Source organism: Oryzicola mucosus (assembly GCF_014534685.1).
In the GTDB taxonomy this organism is placed as follows: domain Bacteria; phylum Pseudomonadota; class Alphaproteobacteria; order Rhizobiales; family Rhizobiaceae; genus Oryzicola; species Oryzicola mucosus.
On record NZ_JACVVX010000006.1, the window covers coordinates 84,169 to 102,445 of the forward strand.

12 protein-coding genes are annotated in these 18,277 nt (G+C 61.6%); 7 read left to right on the forward strand and 5 right to left on the reverse strand.

Annotated elements, in window-relative coordinates; translation table 11 throughout:
• The first annotated feature begins 6 nt into the window (after positions 1-6).
• The gene (locus tag ICI42_RS18145) at positions 7-546 is read left to right on the forward strand and encodes an outer membrane protein assembly factor BamE (protein ID WP_188166017.1); all 540 of its coding nucleotides are present in this window, start codon (positions 7-9) and stop codon (positions 544-546) included.
• Between the two features lie 105 nt (positions 547-651).
• On the opposite strand, the gene ICI42_RS18150 is transcribed toward ICI42_RS18145, so the two are convergent.
• From ICI42_RS18150 to ribH, 5 genes are all read right to left on the reverse strand, one after another.
• Complete coding sequence (locus tag ICI42_RS18150) at positions 652-2,793, reverse strand: sodium-translocating pyrophosphatase (RefSeq protein WP_188166018.1); 2,142 nt, start codon at positions 2,791-2,793, stop codon at positions 652-654.
• A gap of 160 nt (positions 2,794-2,953) precedes the next feature.
• Entirely contained in the window at positions 2,954-3,448 is a 495-nt protein-coding gene (locus ICI42_RS18155) for a DUF2165 family protein (RefSeq protein WP_188166019.1), read from the reverse strand.
• Positions 3,449-3,544: 96 nt separating this feature from the next.
• A complete protein-coding gene (locus ICI42_RS18160; RefSeq protein ID WP_188166020.1) occupies positions 3,545-4,762 on the reverse strand; it encodes an MFS transporter in 1,218 nt (405 codons plus the stop codon).
• On the reverse strand, positions 4,759-5,259 hold the full coding sequence (gene nusB, locus ICI42_RS18165; RefSeq protein WP_188166021.1) for a transcription antitermination factor NusB: 501 nt from the start codon (positions 5,257-5,259) through the stop codon (positions 4,759-4,761). Before nusB ends, ICI42_RS18160 begins: the two co-directional genes overlap by 4 nt.
• A 5-nt stretch (positions 5,260-5,264) precedes the next feature.
• Entirely contained in the window at positions 5,265-5,720 is a 456-nt protein-coding gene (gene ribH, locus ICI42_RS18170; protein ID WP_188166022.1) for a 6,7-dimethyl-8-ribityllumazine synthase, read from the reverse strand.
• Between the two features lie 231 nt (positions 5,721-5,951).
• Here ribH and ICI42_RS18175 point away from each other — a divergent pair, with 231 nt between their 5' ends.
• The 6 genes from ICI42_RS18175 (at position 5,952) to ICI42_RS18200 (ending at position 18,262) form a co-directional block, all read left to right on the forward strand.
• Positions 5,952-9,065, forward strand: coding sequence for an autotransporter outer membrane beta-barrel domain-containing protein (locus ICI42_RS18175; protein WP_188166023.1), 3,114 nt, complete (start codon positions 5,952-5,954; stop codon positions 9,063-9,065).
• A 217-nt stretch (positions 9,066-9,282) separates the two neighbouring features.
• A complete protein-coding gene (bcsN, locus tag ICI42_RS18180) occupies positions 9,283-10,281 on the forward strand; it encodes a cellulose biosynthesis protein BcsN (protein WP_188166024.1) in 999 nt (332 codons plus the stop codon).
• A 145-nt stretch (positions 10,282-10,426) separates the two neighbouring features.
• Complete coding sequence (gene bcsA / locus ICI42_RS18185) at positions 10,427-12,619, forward strand: UDP-forming cellulose synthase catalytic subunit (RefSeq protein ID WP_188166025.1); 2,193 nt, start codon at positions 10,427-10,429, stop codon at positions 12,617-12,619.
• Entirely contained in the window at positions 12,616-14,982 is a 2,367-nt protein-coding gene (locus tag ICI42_RS18190; protein ID WP_188166026.1) for a cellulose biosynthesis cyclic di-GMP-binding regulatory protein BcsB, read from the forward strand. The genes bcsA and ICI42_RS18190 overlap by 4 nt, the downstream gene beginning before the upstream one ends.
• Positions 14,982-16,034: a glycosyl hydrolase family 8 gene (locus ICI42_RS18195; RefSeq protein WP_188166027.1), complete on the forward strand. Its 1,053-nt coding sequence runs from the start codon at positions 14,982-14,984 to the stop codon at positions 16,032-16,034. Before ICI42_RS18190 ends, ICI42_RS18195 begins: the two co-directional genes overlap by 1 nt.
• Positions 16,031-18,262, forward strand: coding sequence for a cellulose synthase (locus ICI42_RS18200; protein WP_188166028.1), 2,232 nt, complete (start codon positions 16,031-16,033; stop codon positions 18,260-18,262). Before ICI42_RS18195 ends, ICI42_RS18200 begins: the two co-directional genes overlap by 4 nt.
• The last annotated feature ends 15 nt before the right edge of the window (positions 18,263-18,277 follow it).

The window sequence follows — 18,277 nt, forward strand, 5'->3', positions numbered from 1 at the left end:
GACCTGATGGAGTTGTTGTTGCGCTCGCTGAAATTCAAGACGACACTTTCGCCCAGCCCCATCGGCTTTGTCTCGCTGATCCTGGCCGCCGCTGCCCTTTCGGGCTGCAACACCGCCAAGACCTTTGGCGACGTGACGCCCGGCGAGACGCTGACACAAGGCTACGTCATCGACCAGGGCGCCATTGACCTGGTTCCCGTCGGTTCCAGCCGTGAACAGGTGTTGCTCGCACTCGGCTCGCCGTCGACCACGGCGACGTTCGACAACGAGGTCTTCTACTACATCTCCCAGACGCGCCGACGCGCAGTGGCTTTTGCCAAGCCGAAACTTGTCGACCAGAAGATTCTTGCGGTTTATTTCGGTGCCGATGGCCGCGTGACCCAGATCGCACATTATGGGCTGAAGGACGGCAAAGTGTTCGACTTCATCACCCGCACCACGCCGACCGGCGGCAAGGACATGAACTTCCTCGGCCAGCTTCTCAGCGGCGCCAGCAAGATGGGCGCCGGTGCTGCCAGCACACTGCTCGGCGGCGGCGGGCTGTAGCTTCCCATTCGGACCGGCTCATCCGGTTCCGCAAGTTCTCAGGCAGCAAAAACCCGCGGGAGCGATCCCGCGGGTTTTTCATGTTCAGCTTTGCCGAACGGCGAATCAGCCGTGTGCCAGAACCGCCAGCAGGAGAAGGGCGACGATGTTGGTGATCTTGATCGCCGGATTGACGGCTGGACCGGCTGTGTCCTTATAAGGATCGCCGACCGTATCGCCGGTCACGGAAGCCTTATGCGCTTCCGAGCCCTTCATATGCTTGACGCCATCCTTGTCGGTGAAACCGTCCTCGAACGACTTCTTGGCGTTGTCCCAGGCACCGCCGCCTGATGTCATCGAAATGGCGACGAAGAGGCCGTTGACGATGACGCCGAGCAACGACGCGCCGAGCGCGGCGAAGGCCGATGCCTTGGAGCCCGAGATCAGCAGCACGCCGAAATAGACGACCAATGGCGCCAAAACGGGCAGCAGCGAGGGGATGATCATCTCCTTGATCGCCGCCTTGGTCAGGATGTCGACGGCGCGCGCATAGTTCGGCTTGGAGGTGCCGGCCATGATGCCCGGATCCTCGCGGAACTGCTTGCGAACTTCCTCGACGATCGACCCCGCGGCACGCCCCACGGCGGTCATCGCGATGCCGCCGAAGAGATAGGGAATCAGGCCGCCGAAGATCAGCCCGGACACGACGTAGGGATTGGAAAGATCGAAGGAAACCGGCCCCATATCGGCGAAGTAAGGGAATTGAGTCGGATTCGCCGCAAAATATTGCAGGTCGTAGCTGTAGGCTGCAAACAGCACCAGCGCGCCGAGGCCCGCCGAGCCGATGGCATAGCCCTTGGTGACCGCCTTGGTGGTGTTGCCGACCGCGTCGAGCGCATCCGTGGAATGGCGCACTTCTTTCGGCAGGCCGGCCATTTCGGCGATGCCGCCGGCATTGTCTGTGACCGGTCCGAACGCGTCGAGCGCCACGATCATGCCGGCCAGGCCGAGCATGGTGGTGACGGCAATCGCCGTTCCGAACAGGCCGGCAAGCTGGAAGGTGGAGATGATGCCGCCGACGATGACGATTGCCGGCAATGCGGTCGATTCGAGCGATACCGCCAGGCCCTGGATGACGTTGGTGCCATGACCGGTCACGGATGCCTGGGCGATGGAGTTTACGGGGCGCTTGTTGGTGCCGGTGTAGTATTCGGTAATCACGACGATGAGGCCGGTCACGACGAGGCCCACAAGGCCACATGTGAACAGGCTCGTCCCGGTGATATCCATGCCGTTGGCGGTGCCGATGCTACCCCAGCCTATGGTCAGCGTCGTTGCGATAGCAAGACCGACGATGGACAGAAGTCCGGTCACGATCAGGCCCTTGTAGAGAGCGCCCATGATCGAGCCGTTCGAGCCTAGCTTGACGAAAAAGGTTCCGACGATCGAGGTGATGATGCAGGTGCCGCAAATCGCAAGCGGATAGAGCATCACGTCGGACAAGACGGTGGTGCCGGCAAAGAAGATCGCGCCCAACACCATGGTCGCCACGACGGTCACCGCGTAGGTCTCGAACAGGTCGGCCGCCATGCCGGCGCAGTCGCCGACATTATCGCCGACATTGTCGGCGATGGTAGCGGGATTGCGAGGGTCGTCTTCAGGGATGCCAGCCTCAACCTTGCCGACGAGATCGCCGCCGACATCCGCCCCCTTGGTGAAGATGCCGCCACCCAGACGGGCGAAGATCGAGATCAGGGACGCACCGAAGCCGAGCGACACCAAGGCGTCGACCACCGTGCGGTCGCCAGGCGCATACCCCATGAACGACGTCAGCACGAGATAATAGACCGCAACCCCCAGGAGCGCGAGGCCAGCGACCAGCATGCCGGTGATGGCGCCAGATTTAAAGGCGATGTCGAGGCCTGCGGCGAGGCTGTTGGAAGCGGCCTGCGCCGTGCGCACATTGGCTCGGACCGAGACATGCATGCCGATGAAACCTGCCGCGCCCGACAAGACCGCTCCAATCAGGAAACCGATCGCGGCTGTGCCCGAAAGCAGCCACCAGGCGAGCAGAAAGACGATGACGCCGACAATGGCGATGGTGGTGTATTGGCGCGCCAGATAGGCTTGGGCGCCTTCGCGGATGGCTGCGGAAATTTCCTGCATGCGCGCATTGCCCTGGTCGGCAGAAAGCACCGACTGTGTCGCCCAAAAAGCGTACACGACAGAAAGCAGGCCGCAGGCAATGACAACGTAAAGCATGGTCATGCCAGTTCTTCCCTGATTGTGCCCGGAATAACCCCTCCCCGGGCTGCTGAGGCAGAGCCGCTGCCTCCTCCGGCATGTCGGCACACACCGCAAACTATCCGAAGCGCATGACGCGGCGTCAAGCCCCGTCCTCACCGCCTTCGTGTTTCGCCGTCATAGATCACGCGCGGTCGGGATCCGGCTGCATAACGAAAATCAAGACCGCGAGAATGCTGATGTAGAATCGGAAAGCCGCTTCCTGGCCATTCCAGGTCTCTGACTGCCACATGGCAAACCATTCGCCGCCTATTGCCATGAAGCCCAGAAACCAGACAAGAAAGCCCATGGTGGCGCCGATAACCATAAAATCCTTGGCTTTCTGGAACTCTTGGGCCGGCGCACTCCGCGCCTGCCAAAGTTTAAAGGCGGCCAGCAGAAACAGGACGCAAGTGACCCCTTCGCCGAAGATGATCAACCAGTATCCGGCTGTCCATAGCGAAGGATTGGTGATGGAGCGATACATCAACGCGTTGCCTGGAAAGGTCGTGTCCATGCTCAGCACATGCTGCACGAACGCGTAGTTCGATCCATAGTCGCTGACGTTGCCGAAGGTTACCAGGAAGGCGAAGATCGCGAGGCAAAAGCACATGACAATCTTGCAGACGCGCGTGATCATGACGGAATTCCTCCTCCGCTTCAGTCGAAGCGTAAAGAGAATCGCCGAGTCGCGCTAGCGCCGCAACAAGAGTACGGCGTTAAGCTTTTACCCAGATCAATGAGCGGATAGCTCGGCTGCACCGCTCCGCTTGATAGCGAAGAGCCAGGCCAAGGCGGCGAGGCAGATCGCGCAGACCGGGAAAACGATCCAGTTCAGCATCTCCCAGCCATAGGCATTGTAGACGATGCCCGACATCAGCGAGGCGAAGGCGACGGAGCCGAACAGCACGAAATCGTGGAAGCCCTGCGCCTTGGCTTTTTCTTCCGGCCGATAGCTGCTCGCAACGATTGCGGTTGCGCCAATGAAGCCGAAATTCCAGCCAAGCCCCAGGAGGATGAGCGACGTCCAGAACTGCCAGAGCTGGATACCGGACAGGGCAACGAGCGCACAGACGATCAGTAGCAAGACGCCCACGGCCACGACACGTTCGGCGCCGAAGCGTTGTATGATGCGGCCGGTGAAGAAACTCGGGCCGAACATCGCCATGACGTGCCAGGAGATGCCGAGCGTCGCCTGGTCGACCGAGAAGCCGCAACCCACCATCGCCAGCGGTGCGCCGGTCATGACGAAGCTCATCAGCATATAGGTACAGACCCCACATATCAGGGCAGCGGCGAACTTCGGACGGCGCACGACGGTCCATAGCGAGGTTTTGGGCGCGGAGACTCTGGAAGCAGGCGGCAGCGGTTCATGCACGCGCAGGAAAGACAGGATGACGGCGCCGACCACGGCGAGACCGATGATGGCGACAAACGCTCCTGCGAACAGCGTGGGTTCGAGCAGGTCCCGCGTGAAGATGACGATCTGCGGTCCCAGGATGGCTGTAACGATCCCGCCGGCGAGAACGAGGGAAATGGCCTTCGCCTTGAATTGCGGCGGCGCGTTGTCGGCCGCGGCGAAGCGGAACTGTTGCACGAACGATCCGCCGATGCCGACCAGCATCGCACCGATGACGAACAGCCAGAACTCGCCGCGAAACAGCGCAAGTGTCGTGATGCCGCCGCCCGCGGCAGTCAGGATGGTTCCAAACTGAAAGCCCTGGCGTAGCCCAAGGGCGCGGACGATCGCGGCTGCGGGGATCGCGCCAAGCGCCACGCCAAGGTTGAAACTGGTGACGGGCAGCGTCGCAAGCGACTTGTCTGCACCGAGCAGATATTGTCCGGCCAGAGCGCCCATCGATAGCACAATCGGCACCGCGGAGCCGATGACAGCTTGCGCCGAAGCCAGAATGAGGGCCGTGCGGCGGACCTCTGCCTCGGCAGCCAAGCTCATCTGGCGTCCTTACCCCGGCCCTCCCCGCGCAAGCGGCGGGCGACTCGGTCAAGCACAGCGTTGACGAGCTTCGGCTCGTCCTCTGCATAAAACGCCTTGGCGATGTCGATATATTCCGAGACGATGACGGCAACCGGCACGTCCTGACGCTTCATCAGCTCATAGACGCCGGCGCGCAAGATGGCGCGCAAGGTAGAATCCAGCCGTGAAAGCGGCCAGTCTTCCGTCAAAGACTCGCGGATGACAGGATCGACCGTCTTCTGGTTCTCGACTACGCCCGCGAGAATGGCGCGGAACCATTGCGCATCGGCCTCGCGATAAAGCGCGCCGTCCACTTCCTTGCCGAGGCGGAACGCTTCATACTCGGCTGTCGTCTCCAAGAGCCCGGTGCCGGCAACATCCATCTGGTACAGAGCCTGCACGGCGGCGAGGCGCGCAGCACCCCGTTTGTTGGCTTGGCGCGGCTGGTCCGGCTGGCTATCAGGGGAACGTGTCACGATAGTCAGGCTCCCAACTGCTCGCGCACCGCGATCATCGTCAAGGCTGCGCGAGCGGCGAAACCGCCCTTGTCGCCTTCGCTGCGACGCGCGCGCGCCCAGGCCTGTTCTTCGTCTTCAGTCGTCAGGATGCCATTGCCGATGGCGAGGGATTCGTCGACCGAAAGCTGCATCAGGCCGCGCGCGGATTCATTGGCCACGATCTCGAAATGATAGGTCTCGCCGCGAATGATGGTACCGAGCGCAACGAAGCCGTCATAGTCGGTTCCGCCGTTTTCAGCCGCGTCCAAGGCAAAGGAAATGACGGCGGGAACTTCCAGTGCACCGGGCACCGTGATGACGTCGAAAGCTGCGCCGGCAGCGCTGAGCGCATCCTTTGCGCCCTCAAGCAGGGCGTCGGCAAGATCGTCGTAGAAACGGGCTTCCACGATCAGAAGTTTGAGCTGCTTGGGCTTCGACATATTCACTCTCCGGCAGAGGCGGTGACTTAGGCCGAACACAGGGAGACCGCAAGCCGTTCGTTTGCATATCTCATCTGCCGGGATGGCTGATCTGGCGGAAACCGCAAGCCTCCCGCAAGCCACGAAGCCTAAGCGGGACATGCTGGGCTTTGTCCATATTGTCCACGATTCGCAGCAGAAGTGAGAACAACCAGCTCCATGGGTGCGCCGAAGCGACATAGCCGAAGCAAGATGCTTCACCTTCTCTCCACCGTCGCAATGGTATCGGTCGGGGTTTCGGGCGCAGTGCTTGTCTTTCCTCGCGACATCATGGCCCAGGAAGCCGCGGCACCTGTCGCCCTGCCTTTTCAGATCACACGCGAGGATGTGCAGGCCGTCGACGCCGCTGTCGCGGCCAAGCGCGCGCTCGTCTACAGCGGCACCGAGTCCGCGGGCGATGCGGCAATTACCAACAACGATGGCGACACCGTCCAGTTTCTCGATTCCAGCACCGGTGCGAACGCCACCATCGTCAATAATACGGGCGGCGCCACCAGTTTCGAGGATGCGAGCACGGCAGGCTCAGCGCTGATCACCAACAACTCGGCAGGCAGCCTCACCTTCAGCGACAATGCGACGGCCGCAAACGCCAACATCACCAACAATGAAGGCGGTGCGATCGGCTTCGACGGCAATGCGACTGGTGGTCAGGCGAACGTCACCAACAACGGTTCCATCGCCTTCGAAGGAAATTCACGGGGCGACCGCATCAATGTCGTGAACAATGAAGGCGCGGATATCACCTTCAACGACCGCAGCAATGCAGGCGCCGGCCAATACACCAACAATGGCCAGATCGTCTTCAACGACAGTTCGGACGCCGGCACAATCAGCCTCACCAACAACAAGGGCGCCGCCGTTGATTTCAATGGCGCCAGCTCTGCTGGGCAGGCAGCCATCGCCAACAGCGGCGCAGTCCGGTTCAACGACGACAGCACCGCCGACGAGGCAGCCATCGTCAACAACAAATCCGGCTCCGTCACTTTCGACGACAAGAGCAGCGCCGGCTCGGCCTTCGTGTCCAACAGCGGCGCCCTCGCCTTCAAGGGCAACAGTTCGGCGGCGGATGCCGACATCGTCAACAATGCGACCGGAACGATTGCGGTCAGCGAAAACGCGTCCCTGGGCAACGCGACCGTCAACAATGGCGGCCAGTTGGAACTGAGCGGCAACGCCACAGCCGGGTCTTCCAGTATCCTGACCGGCCCCAATGGTACGACGATCTTCAGCGAACGCAGTTCGGGCGGTACGGCAGCACTGGAAACCGACGCCGGCGGCGTGGTCGATTTCTCCGGCGTGACCGCCGGGCTTATCACCGTCGGGTCCATCCAGGGACCAGGCGATTACCGTCTGGGCGGCGTTAGCCTTCAGGTCGGCGGAAACAACCTTTCCACGACCGTAGACGGGGTGATTTCCGATGGCGGGCTGGCCGGCGGAAGCGGCGGATCGCTCGTCAAAGTCGGCACGGGAACGCTGACGCTGGGTGGCGAAAACAGCTATACCGGCGTAACCCTCATACGGAATGGTGTTCTTCAAGCCGGTGCGGAGAACAGCTTCTCAGAAGCATCAGCCGTTGAAATGAGCGCGCAGGCGCGCCTTGACCTCGCCGGCTTCGACCAGACGATTGCCTCGCTCGCGGGAGCCGGTGCCGTCGACCTCACCACCGCCACGCTGACGCTTGGCGGCAACGATACGGATACGGCGTTTTCAGGCGCGATTGAAGGTCTGGGCGGCCTGGTGAAGACCGGCGCGGGCAGCTTCGAGCTCTCGGGCATCTCAACTTACTCAGGCGCCACCGCGGTGAAAGGCGGACGGCTCATCGTCTCTGGCTCGATCTCAGAATCCGCCGTTTCCGTCGATGCTGATGCCATTCTCGCGGGCACGGGCACTGTCGGCGCGACCACGGTTGGCGGTACTTTGGAGCGCAAGAATGACGGAACACTGACGGTCGATGGCGACCTGACCTTTGCGCAGGGCAGCACCTATCACGTCACCCTGACCCCCGACGAAAGCGATCCGCTGCTGGTTGTCAACGGCACCGCAGCGCTCGACGGAGCCTCATTGCTGGTATCGCCGACCGGTGGTTTCACGCTCGACGGGACGCGCTTCACGGTCTTGACGGCGGCAGCTATCACCGGCGAATTCGATGAGTTCGACGCCGACCGGCCGTTCGTCGACCTCGCTCTGTTCTATGGACCGACAAGTGTGGACCTCACAGTCATCCGCAACAGCACGAGCTTCGATGACGTGGCGCGGACCGCCAACCAGAAAGCCGCGGCCGATGGGTTGGAGAGTGTCGGAGACGGTGACCTTTATACAACCGTTGCGCTGATCGGCGACGAAGCAGCTGCCCGCGCGGCCTTCGACACCCTGTCGGGAGAAATCCATCCTTCGCTTGCCAACCGGTTGGCGATGGAAAGCTCGGTTTCCCGGACGATCGTTCTCGACCAGGCAGCACTGTCGCTGGCGGAATCGCGCGCAGCAAAAGGCAGCCGCGTCTGGATTGCGCCGCACGGCTCGCTATCGGAGACGGAGTCGGACGGCAATGCCGCAGGCTATGACTGGCAGAGCGCGGGTTTCCTTGCCGGCGGCGATGTCGAGGTCGTACCCGGCTGGGTGATCGGCGCCGCAGGCGGCTATGGTACGGCCAAGCTCACACTTGACGCACGCAGTTCGCAGGCCAATGTCGACACGCTGACGGTGGCTGCGTACTCCGCAGCAAGCGTCTCGGGTTTCCGTTTGAAGGTCGGGGGCGCTTACAGCTGGCATGACATCGACACCGACCGCACCGTCGTGATCGACACTTTTGCGGACCGGCCGCACGCGTCCTATCGCGCTCGGACCGGCCAGGCATTTGCCGATGTTTCCTATCCCATCTCGTGGGGCGCGGCCCGGGTCGAGCCGTTCGGCAACATCGCTTATGTCTCCGTCACCACCGACGGCTTCGCGGAGACTGGCGGCGAAGCGGCTTTGACCACAGCGAAATCGACCGTCGACGGCATCGTCACGACGCTTGGCGTCAGGGGCGGAACTCAGGTCGAACTGGGCAGCGGCGCGGTCGCGGATTTCGGAATTTCCGCGGGATGGCGGCATGCTGCGCTCGACCGTTTCGGCGGCGAGGCCCGCTTTGCCGGTGGCGACCTGTTCTTCGTGGGAGGCGTTCCGGTCGACCCGAACTCGCTCGTACTCGGCGCATCGGCAAAGATTTCCAAAGGGCCTGCTGTGTTTGCGCTGTCCTACAATGCAGAGATCGGCGAGTTGTCGCAGTTGCATACGGTGCGCGGCCAAGTGCAGTTGCGGTTCTAGAGATGAAGGAACCGGCCAAAGTCCACGAGCCCCGGCATGACGTTCAGGCAGGAGCTTTGGAGAGAAACATGAAGTTTCGATCCGCAAGCATTTGTAAAAGAGTGCGAATCTCTTACTCTGATACTCTCTGTAATGTAGCTTTTCTTGAGCGGACCAGTGAGTTTCGAGTTGCCGCCACAATGACGCCGGACGGACATCCGCGCGTGGAACCGGCCCAATGAGAAAAAACCGCCTTGCGCTTCTTTCGCTTCTGATACCGCTTGCGGCATGCGCCAGCCCTGTTCGGCTTGAGAATCCATCGCCGCTGCGTACGGTCGAGCCGGAAAACGCCTTCGCGATTCCGTCAGCCGGAGGCCCGGCGATATCCGGCGTTCTTGAGCGCGCTTATTCGAATGCCATCCAGCAGGACATTCTGCTCGCGACATCGGCCCGAACGCCCGGCCAGAACATGTTGCGGGTGCAATTTTTCGGGCCGGTCGATAGCAATGTCGCGGGTCAAACCGCGCTGCGCCCCGGCTTTCTCGCTCCGAGCAACATCAGTTCCGAGATGCGCGCGGTTCTGCCCGGCATCCCAATGCAGCGCTCGCCCTTCTACGTGCAAAACCAATACGGACCGTTCGGCTACGCTGTCGGACGCTCAAGCGCGGGCGACAACTGCTTCTATGGCTGGCAGCGCATCACCTCGACCGGAGCGGCGCAAACCTGGGTCGGCAACAAGGGTTCCATCCAGATCCGGCTGCGCCTTTGCCAGACCGGTGCGACCGAAGAGCAGCTTTTGCAGTCGATGTATGGCTTCACCGTCCGCTCCTATTTCCGCGACGGCAACTGGAATCCGTTCGGCGAGCCGGCCTCCCCGTCCGAGACGCTCGGCAGGTCGGGCGAGCCAATCTATCCGACCAGCGCAACACGTTTTGAAACCGTCTCACCTACGCCTACGGTCGATCCAGCACCTCCCCCCGCGCGCGCCAGACGTGCTGCCCCCGCGCCGGCTGCCGTCGAAACCGGGCCAGTGCGCCCTGGACCGCTGCCCGCGCCGGTCGGCCCGATGGTGCCCCCTCCACCGCCCTTGGTTGGGACCAATGCCGAAGCATCGCCCGCAGCAACGCCTCAAGCGACCGTCCCCGCTAGCGGGCGTGCAACCATTCCTGGCGGCGTCGCCATACCGCCGCCGCCCAATTGTCCTCCAGGAGGCGAAACCAGTGCTTCCTGTCCATGAAAATATGCTGAGCTTAACCTTCGTTAACCCAACAATGACTAGGGTGAGACTTCTGAAGCGTTCGTATCGTCAAGGCGGATGAGAAGGCAAAAGACGCATCGTTCCAATGTGTCTGCGCCTGACCGGGGATCGGAATGAGAGTACAATGCTAAGGTTTGGCTTATTCCTGCTCTGGGCATTCCTGGGTTTCTGCATGCTCGTGCTGGTCACGCTGCCGATCAGCCTGGAAACGCAGTTCATCACCGGCATGGTCGTGCTCATCGCCATGATGATCCTCAAGCTGCTGGGGTCCGAAGGCAACCTGCGGCTGATAGCACTTGCATTCGGCACAGCCGTAGTGCTGCGCTATGCGTACTGGCGCACGACGAGCACGCTGCCGCCCTTCAATCAGCTCGAGAACTTCATCCCGGGCTTTCTGCTCTATCTGGCTGAAATGTACAGCGTAATGATGCTGGCGCTGTCGCTCTTCGTCGTCTCCAGGCCACTGCCGCCGCGCCCGTCGCGCAGGAACGCCAACAAGCGCTTTCCCACCGTCGACGTGTTCATTCCTACCTATAACGAAGATGCCGATCTGCTCGCCAACACGATGGCAGCGGCCAAGCAGATGGAATATCCGGCCGACAAGCTCACGGTGTGGCTGCTCGACGACGGCGGCACGGTGCAGAAGCGCAACTCCGAGAAAATCATTGATGCGAACGCCGCCGAACAGCGGTTTCGCGACCTGCAGAAGCTCGCGGCCGATCTGGACGTGCGCTATCTGACACGCGAGCGCAATGAACACGCCAAGGCTGGCAACATGAACAACGCCCTCGACCAGTCCGAGGGCGAACTGATCGTCATTTTCGACGCCGACCACGCGCCGGCGCGCGACTTTTTGCTCGAAACGGTCAGCTACTTCGACGACGATCCGAAGCTGTTCCTCGTCCAGACACCGCACTTCTTCCTCAATCCCGACCCGGTCGAGCGCAATCTGCGCACCTTCGAGAAGATGCCGTCGGAAAACGAGATGTTCTACGGCATCATCCAGCGCGGTCTGGACAAATGGGACGCGTCGTTCTTCTGCGGCTCAGCCGCAGTTTTGCGCCGAACGGCGCTTGCCGAAACCAACGGCTTTTCCGGCGTCAGCATCACCGAGGACTGCGAAACGGCGGTCGAATTGCATTCGCGCGGCTGGAGCAGCCTCTATATCGACCGACCGTTGATCGCGGGCCTGCAGCCCGCAACCTTTGCAAGCTTCATCGGCCAGCGCAGCCGCTGGGCGCAGGGCATGATGCAGATCCTGCGTTTCCGCTTCCCGCCGCTCAAGCGCGGCCTCTCACTGCCTCAGCGCCTTTGCTACATGTCATCGACGCTGTTCTGGCTCTTCCCCTTCCCGCGGGCGATCTTCCTCGTCGCGCCGCTCTGCTACCTGTTCTTCGATCTGCAGATATTCACCGCGTCCGGCGGCGAGTTCATGGCCTACACGCTGAGCTACATGCTCGTGAACCTGATGATGCAGAACTATCTCTACGGCGCTTTCCGCTGGCCCTGGATTTCCGAGCTCTACGAATATGTGCAAACGGTTCACCTGTTGCCTGCGGTGATCTCCGTCATCCTCAATCCGCGCAAGCCGACTTTCAAGGTCACGGCCAAGGATGAATCCATCGCCCGAAGCCGCCTTTCTGAAATTGCTGCGCCGTTCTTCGTCATCTTCTTCGTCCTGATCATCGCCGTCTTCGTGACGATCTACCGCGTTTATACCGAGCCGTTTAAAGCCGATGTGACGCTGGTGGTGGGCGGCTGGAACCTGCTGAACCTCATCATGGCAGGCTGCGCGCTCGGCGTCGTGTCCGAGCGCGGTGAGAAGGCCGCCACCCGGCGAGTCGCCGTCAGCCGCCGCTGCGATTTCAAGCTCGGCGACACTTGGCTCCAGGGCACGATCGAGAATGTTTCGGTCAACGGCGCGCGCGTCAATCTGATTGGCGCAATCCCAGAAGGAATCACGATCGACGACCGCGCCGAACTGCGGTTCAAAACGCATTCAGACGGCAATCAGGGTGTGTTGCCCGTCGAAATCCGCAACGTCGAACGTGGCGGCCAGAATGTCGTCATCGGCTGCCGCTACCACCCGGAAGGCGCTGCACATCACAAGCTGGTCGCAGACCTGATCTTCGCAAATTCGGCGCAATGGACGCAATTCCAGCTTTCGCGCCGCGGCAATCCCGGTCTTTTGCGCGGTACCTTCTGGTTCCTGCGGCTCGCCTTGTACCAGACCTATCGCGGTCTTGTTTATCTCGGTCGCGCGGCACGCGACCGCGGTTCCGACAAATCGGCCTCGATGGCGGAGAGCCACCTATGAAGCGGCTGGCTTTTCCGCTTTCGCTGACGCTTGCAACGCTCGCGGCGACCACCGGGCTTGCCCAGCAAAGCCCTTTCGACATGACGCCCGAAAAGCCGGCGCAAGAGTCTGTTCCCGCGCCTGCATCCCCGCCGCAGACCGCACCGTCCGTCGACGATCCCGCGCAGCAGACCACACCGCCGCAGACGGGTGCTGCCGGGGCCGCTCGCCCTGCCGTAAACGCGGCGCGGCGCTACCTGCTGTCGCAGCCGGATATCGTTCTCTCGGGTGAGAACGCGCTGCGTTCCTGGGCAATGTACCTCACGCCAGAACAAGCAGCCTCGCCGGCTAAGCTCAACTTCGGCTATCAGAATGCCATCGTCATCGCACCGGAAGCGTCGCGGCTCAAGCTGTCGATCAACGGTGTGATCATCGTCGATACACCGGTTGAGTCGACAGAGTCCGTTTCGCGTGCTGTGTTCGATATACCGGCAGGCCTGCTTCGGCCCGGCTACAACGATGTGCGTATCGAGGCATCGCAACGGCACAGAACGGATTGCACTATCCAATCCACATATGAGCTGTGGAGCGAGATCAACCCGGAAGCGACGTATATCGACTTTTCAGAGCCGGAAGCGGGCCGCTGGCAGCGGGTGGACGATCTTCGCGCAATCGGCACGACGCCAACCTCCGAAACACGTTTCAATTTTGTGGTTCCCGGCGCAGATCAGGCGATATCGACCACCCCCGTGATGCGGCTTGCTTCAGGCCTCGGTCTGATGGCCGAAATGCCGAACCAGTCGTTCTCGATCTCGCGGAAGGAAGCCCCCCCGGCCGGCCCAGGGCTTGCCACAGTCGTCATCGGTACTGCTGGAGAACTTGAACCGCTGCTCGGGGAATTGCCGCCAGGCGCAGAAATCTCGCCGACCTCGCTTGTCGTCGACGACAGCCGATTCGGCCCGTCCACGCTGGTGGTGACCGGGCCAAACTGGCCAGCCGTCGAAAATGCCGTCGAAGCACTCATCACTCCGCTCAAGCGGCCGACGTCGCAGCGCGCAACGATGTCCACCCACACATGGCGAATGCCCGATCCCCCGATGGTTTTCCAGTATTCGCGGCTGAAGTTCTCCGATCTCGGTGTCAACACGCAGGAGTTTTCAGGACGCCGCTTCCGAACGAATTTCGCTGTATCGGTGCCGTCCGACTTCTTCGCGAATGCCTATGGCCAGGCCACGGTGCTGCTGGATGCGGCTTATACACCTGATGTGATGCCGGGCAGCCATATCGATATCTATGTGAATGGCAACATTGCGGCCACCGTGCCGATCACGACAGGCGGCGGCGAATTCCTGAGCCATTTGCCTATCCCTGTCACGATGCGGCATTTCCAGCCCGGCTATAACATCATCGAACTCGAAGCCGTGCTTCTGACCGAGAACGACAACGTCTGTGCGCCAGGCGCTACAGGGAGTACTGAACGCCGCTTCGTACTGTTCGACACGTCCGAACTGGTAATGCCCAACTTTGCGCGCATCGCCCAGCGTCCTAATCTGTCGGCGCTTTCGGGAACGGGATCGCCATATGGCCTCGATGAGGCACACATTCCCGTCATCGTTGACCGCACGCAACCGGAAGCGCTTTCAAGCGCGGCGACACTGCTGGCTCGGCTCTCCATAGCGGCCGGCCGGCCGATATCGATGGATGCTTCGGTAGCGCCATCCGCGATCGGGGCTCAGAACGCAATCTCGGTGAGTACGATTTCACAAGTGCCCGCCGGCATGCTGCGCCAGGTCGGGATGCCTGAATCGATGAAAACGTCCTGGACCGAAAACACCGGGGCTGAAGCGGCCGGCGCGAATACCGAAACAACATTGGACGAATGGCAGACAAGGCTACGCGGCAGCAGTTGGCGCGGTCAGATAAGTTCCTTCGAAGAATGGTTGCAGCGAACCTTCAACGTCTCGCTCGATACATTCCGTATCTTTCAGGGGGCCGAGCCTGAGTTCGTGCCCAATCCAGGCGAAAATTTCCTGCTGGCACAACAGCAGAATCCAACCGGAACAGGGGTATGGACAGTCATTACCGCACCTACCGCGCGCATGCTTGAAGAAGGCATGCGCGCCATGGCCTCACAGCCCAACTGGCGGGAGGTTGCTGGACGGGTGACGACTTACAACAATATGAGCACCGTCATTCGCGTCACGCAGCCCCAGGACGTGGCACTTTTCGAGACACAGCCCTTTTCCATGCGCAACTACCGCCGCATCATGGCAAACTGGCTGTCTGCAAACGCCGTCGCCTACTCGATGGCGCTTGTCGTGATGTCCGTCTTGCTGGGAACGGCAACCCTCATCCTACTCAACACCTTGGGGAGGAAGGATTGATGCGGAAAACAGTGCTGGCCTGCATGGTTGCGGGATTGGTTTCGATGTCTCTCGGCTGGGTCACGCACAGTGAAGCACAGGCGTCCATCAGTTCGGCCGACTGGACCGCATATAAGGAAAAATTTCTCGACGGCAGCGGCCGGATCGTCGACGATGCCAACGGTAACATCAGCCACAGCGAAGGCCAGGGATATGGCATGCTGCTGGCTTTTCTTGCCAACAATCGTGGGGATTTCGACCGGATATGGTCGTTCACCCGCACCGAACTGATGCTGCGCGACGACGGCCTGGCGGTCTGGAAATGGAGCCCCGACACCGATCCTCATATCACCGACCCGAACAATGCATCGGATGGCGACCTGCTCATCGCTTATGCGCTCGGTATGGCCGGCAACAACTGGAACCGCCCGGATTTGTATCAAAGTGCCACCGCGATCGCCCAAGGCATTTCCAAAACAGGTCTTTTTCAAAACCAGTCGCGCACCTTGCTCATGCCGGGGGCAGCGGGATTCAGCGCGGAGGATAGGACGGACGGTCCTGTCGTCAATCCGTCCTACTGGGTGTTCGAAGCGATCCCCATTATGGCGACGCTCGACCCCAAGGCGAACTGGTCCGGCTTAACGGCCAGCGGATTGAAGTTGCTGGAGGTGGCACAGATCGGCCCGCGCAAGCTTCCGCCCGACTGGCTGTCGCTTTCCAGCGCTCCGAAGCCGGCCAATGGCTTTCCGCCGGAGTTCAGCTATAATGCCGTGCGGATACCGCTCTATCTGCTGCGTGCCGGCAACACAGATCGCAAGCTGCTGGAGACGCTGCGCACAGGCATGAGCGGCCCGGACGGTTCGGTTGAACTGGTCGACCTGCCGAGCGGCACGCCCGTCCAGACGCTGACCGACCCTGGCTATCGCATCATTCCTGCGATGATCTCCTGCGTGCTCGACAAGACCCAGTTGGCTGACGATCTCAAGACGTTCAAGCCGACATCGTACTACCCTTCAACGCTGCAGCTCCTGGCCCTGTCCTTCGCTCAGCGCAGCCATCCGGAGTGTCTATGAACGCGCGGGCCCTGCTTTTCGGCGCAAGCGCCCTCGCCCTCACGGCCAGCGGGATCTACGCCACCGGCAAAATTGGCGATTGGTCGTCGCTGTTGGCCGGCAATGGAGTCTTCGCAGCCCAGGCACAGACCGTCGCCCCGACGAATGAAAAGCCGAAAGTTGACGAAACCGCATTGCGCTATTTTGCCCGGCAAGGCGACCAGAAGCGGCTCGACGCCGAAATCGCCCGTCTTCGCGCGCTGTATCCTGACTGGATCCCACCGGAAGACCCGCTTGCCCTGCCGCAACAAAGCGATCAGTCGCTCGATGCCATGTGGAAACTCTATTCCGAAGGCAAATTCGCCGAGGTCCGTAAGGCTATCGCTGAGCGCCAGACCGCTGATGCGACATGGCAGCCGCCGGCCGATCTCCTGGACCGCCTTGCCGTCGCCGAGGCGCGCGAGCAGATCATCAATGCCTCGACGATCAAGCAGTACGACACGGTGGTGCGCGTTGCTTCGACCAATCCGAGCTTGTTGACCTGCGGCGACATCGACGTGCTGTGGCGCGTGGCCGAGGCATTCGCCCAGTCGGACCGCAAGGACCGCGCAAAAGATGCTTATGGGTATATTCTGAGGAACTGCACCAACCCCGAAGAGCGGCTGGCGACCGTGCAGAAGGCTATGCCTCTGCTTCCGCGCAGTGACCTCAACACCTTGTTCGAGTTGGAGCGGAAAGCTCCGGACGGTACCGGCGAATTCGCTGTTTTGCGCGATGACCTCGCACGGCAAAGCGTCGCCGCAGCCGATGCCGATTCGGAACTCGTCATTCCGCAGTCCGATATCGATACTGTGACGCGGCTGGCGCGTGAGGAGAAGCTTGCCTCTGATGCGCTGGCGCTTGGCTGGTACTATGTCCGCCGCGATGAACCGCAACAGGCGGAAGAATGGTTCCGCGCGGCTCAGGCCGCTGAGGATAGCGCCACCGCCGCTCAAGGTCTGGCGCTTGCACTGATTGACCAGAACCGTCCTTCAGAAGCAGAAGCCGTGCTTTATAAATGGCGCGATACGAATGACGATACCAAGGCCGTCTACATGGCCGCGGTTTCCAATCTTCTCGCCGTCGTCCCACCCGTACCGATCCGGTCGGAGGTGCTCAGCCGGATGGTGCCTGAGATCGTCAAGTCCAAGGATGCCGCAGCCGCCCAGCAGTTGGGCTGGTATGCCGACGGTTTCAACCAGTTCGAAACCGCCAGCCAATGGTTCGCAACTGCGTTGAGCTGGAAGTCCGACGACGAGCCGTCCGCCTATGGCTTGACGCTGATGCGCTGGAAGCTGGACAATCAGATTGGCGTCGCCGAGATGCAGCAGCAATGGGCGGGCCAATCGCAGCGCATCGCAAGGGTCGGACAGCCCGATCTGCAGCGGCCGGAGGGCCAGCGCGGTACTGTGCCGATGGCAACCTACGGTCCGGACCAGATCGTAGCCGCGACTCCCGGGCAGCCCTATACCCAACCCGCCTACACGCAGCCCGCACAAACCCAAGTTGCGCCGATGCAACCTGCGCAGCCCGCGCCGCGGGAAATCGTTCGCCAGGGGCAGCCCGCCGCGGGACCGGCACCTGTTGCGCAAGCCCAGCCGCATGGACAGGTCATCGCTCCGGCGCAGCGCGTCGCGGCGTCCCAGCCGGTACAACGCGTCGCGGCAAGCCAGGCACCGGCACAACGCAATGCCGGCTGTTCCACCACGATCGATCCTTCCGTTTTATCCGCTCAGTCAGCCCTGAACCGCGGCTGGTGCCTGATGGAACTGAACCGCCCATTGGAAGCAGCGGACTCCTTTCAAGTGGCCTTGCGCAGCTTGACCGGGCAGGCGCGCGAGGATGCCGCCTATGGCCAGAGCCTCGCCTATCTGCGGCTGGGCCTGTCGGACAAGGCAGCGGTCGCTGCAGCGAAGGCTCCGCAGCAAAAAGCGCGCAGCGTGGAGCTGAACACTGCCCTTCTCACCGCACAGGCTACCGGCGCGTTCGAGCAGGGCCGCTGGACCGAGACCATCATGGCGCTGGACCAGCGCGCGAAGATCGCGCCTGAACGCATGGATCTGATGGTGCTGCGCGGTTATGCCTTCCTCAAACTGCGCCGCTTCAACGATGCCGAACGCATTTTCCGCGCCGCTGCGGGGACCGGTAATCGCGATGCGCAGCGCGGCCTGGCCGCAGTGAAGGACGCTCGCGAAGGCGGCGTGAATTGATGAACCTTACCGAGA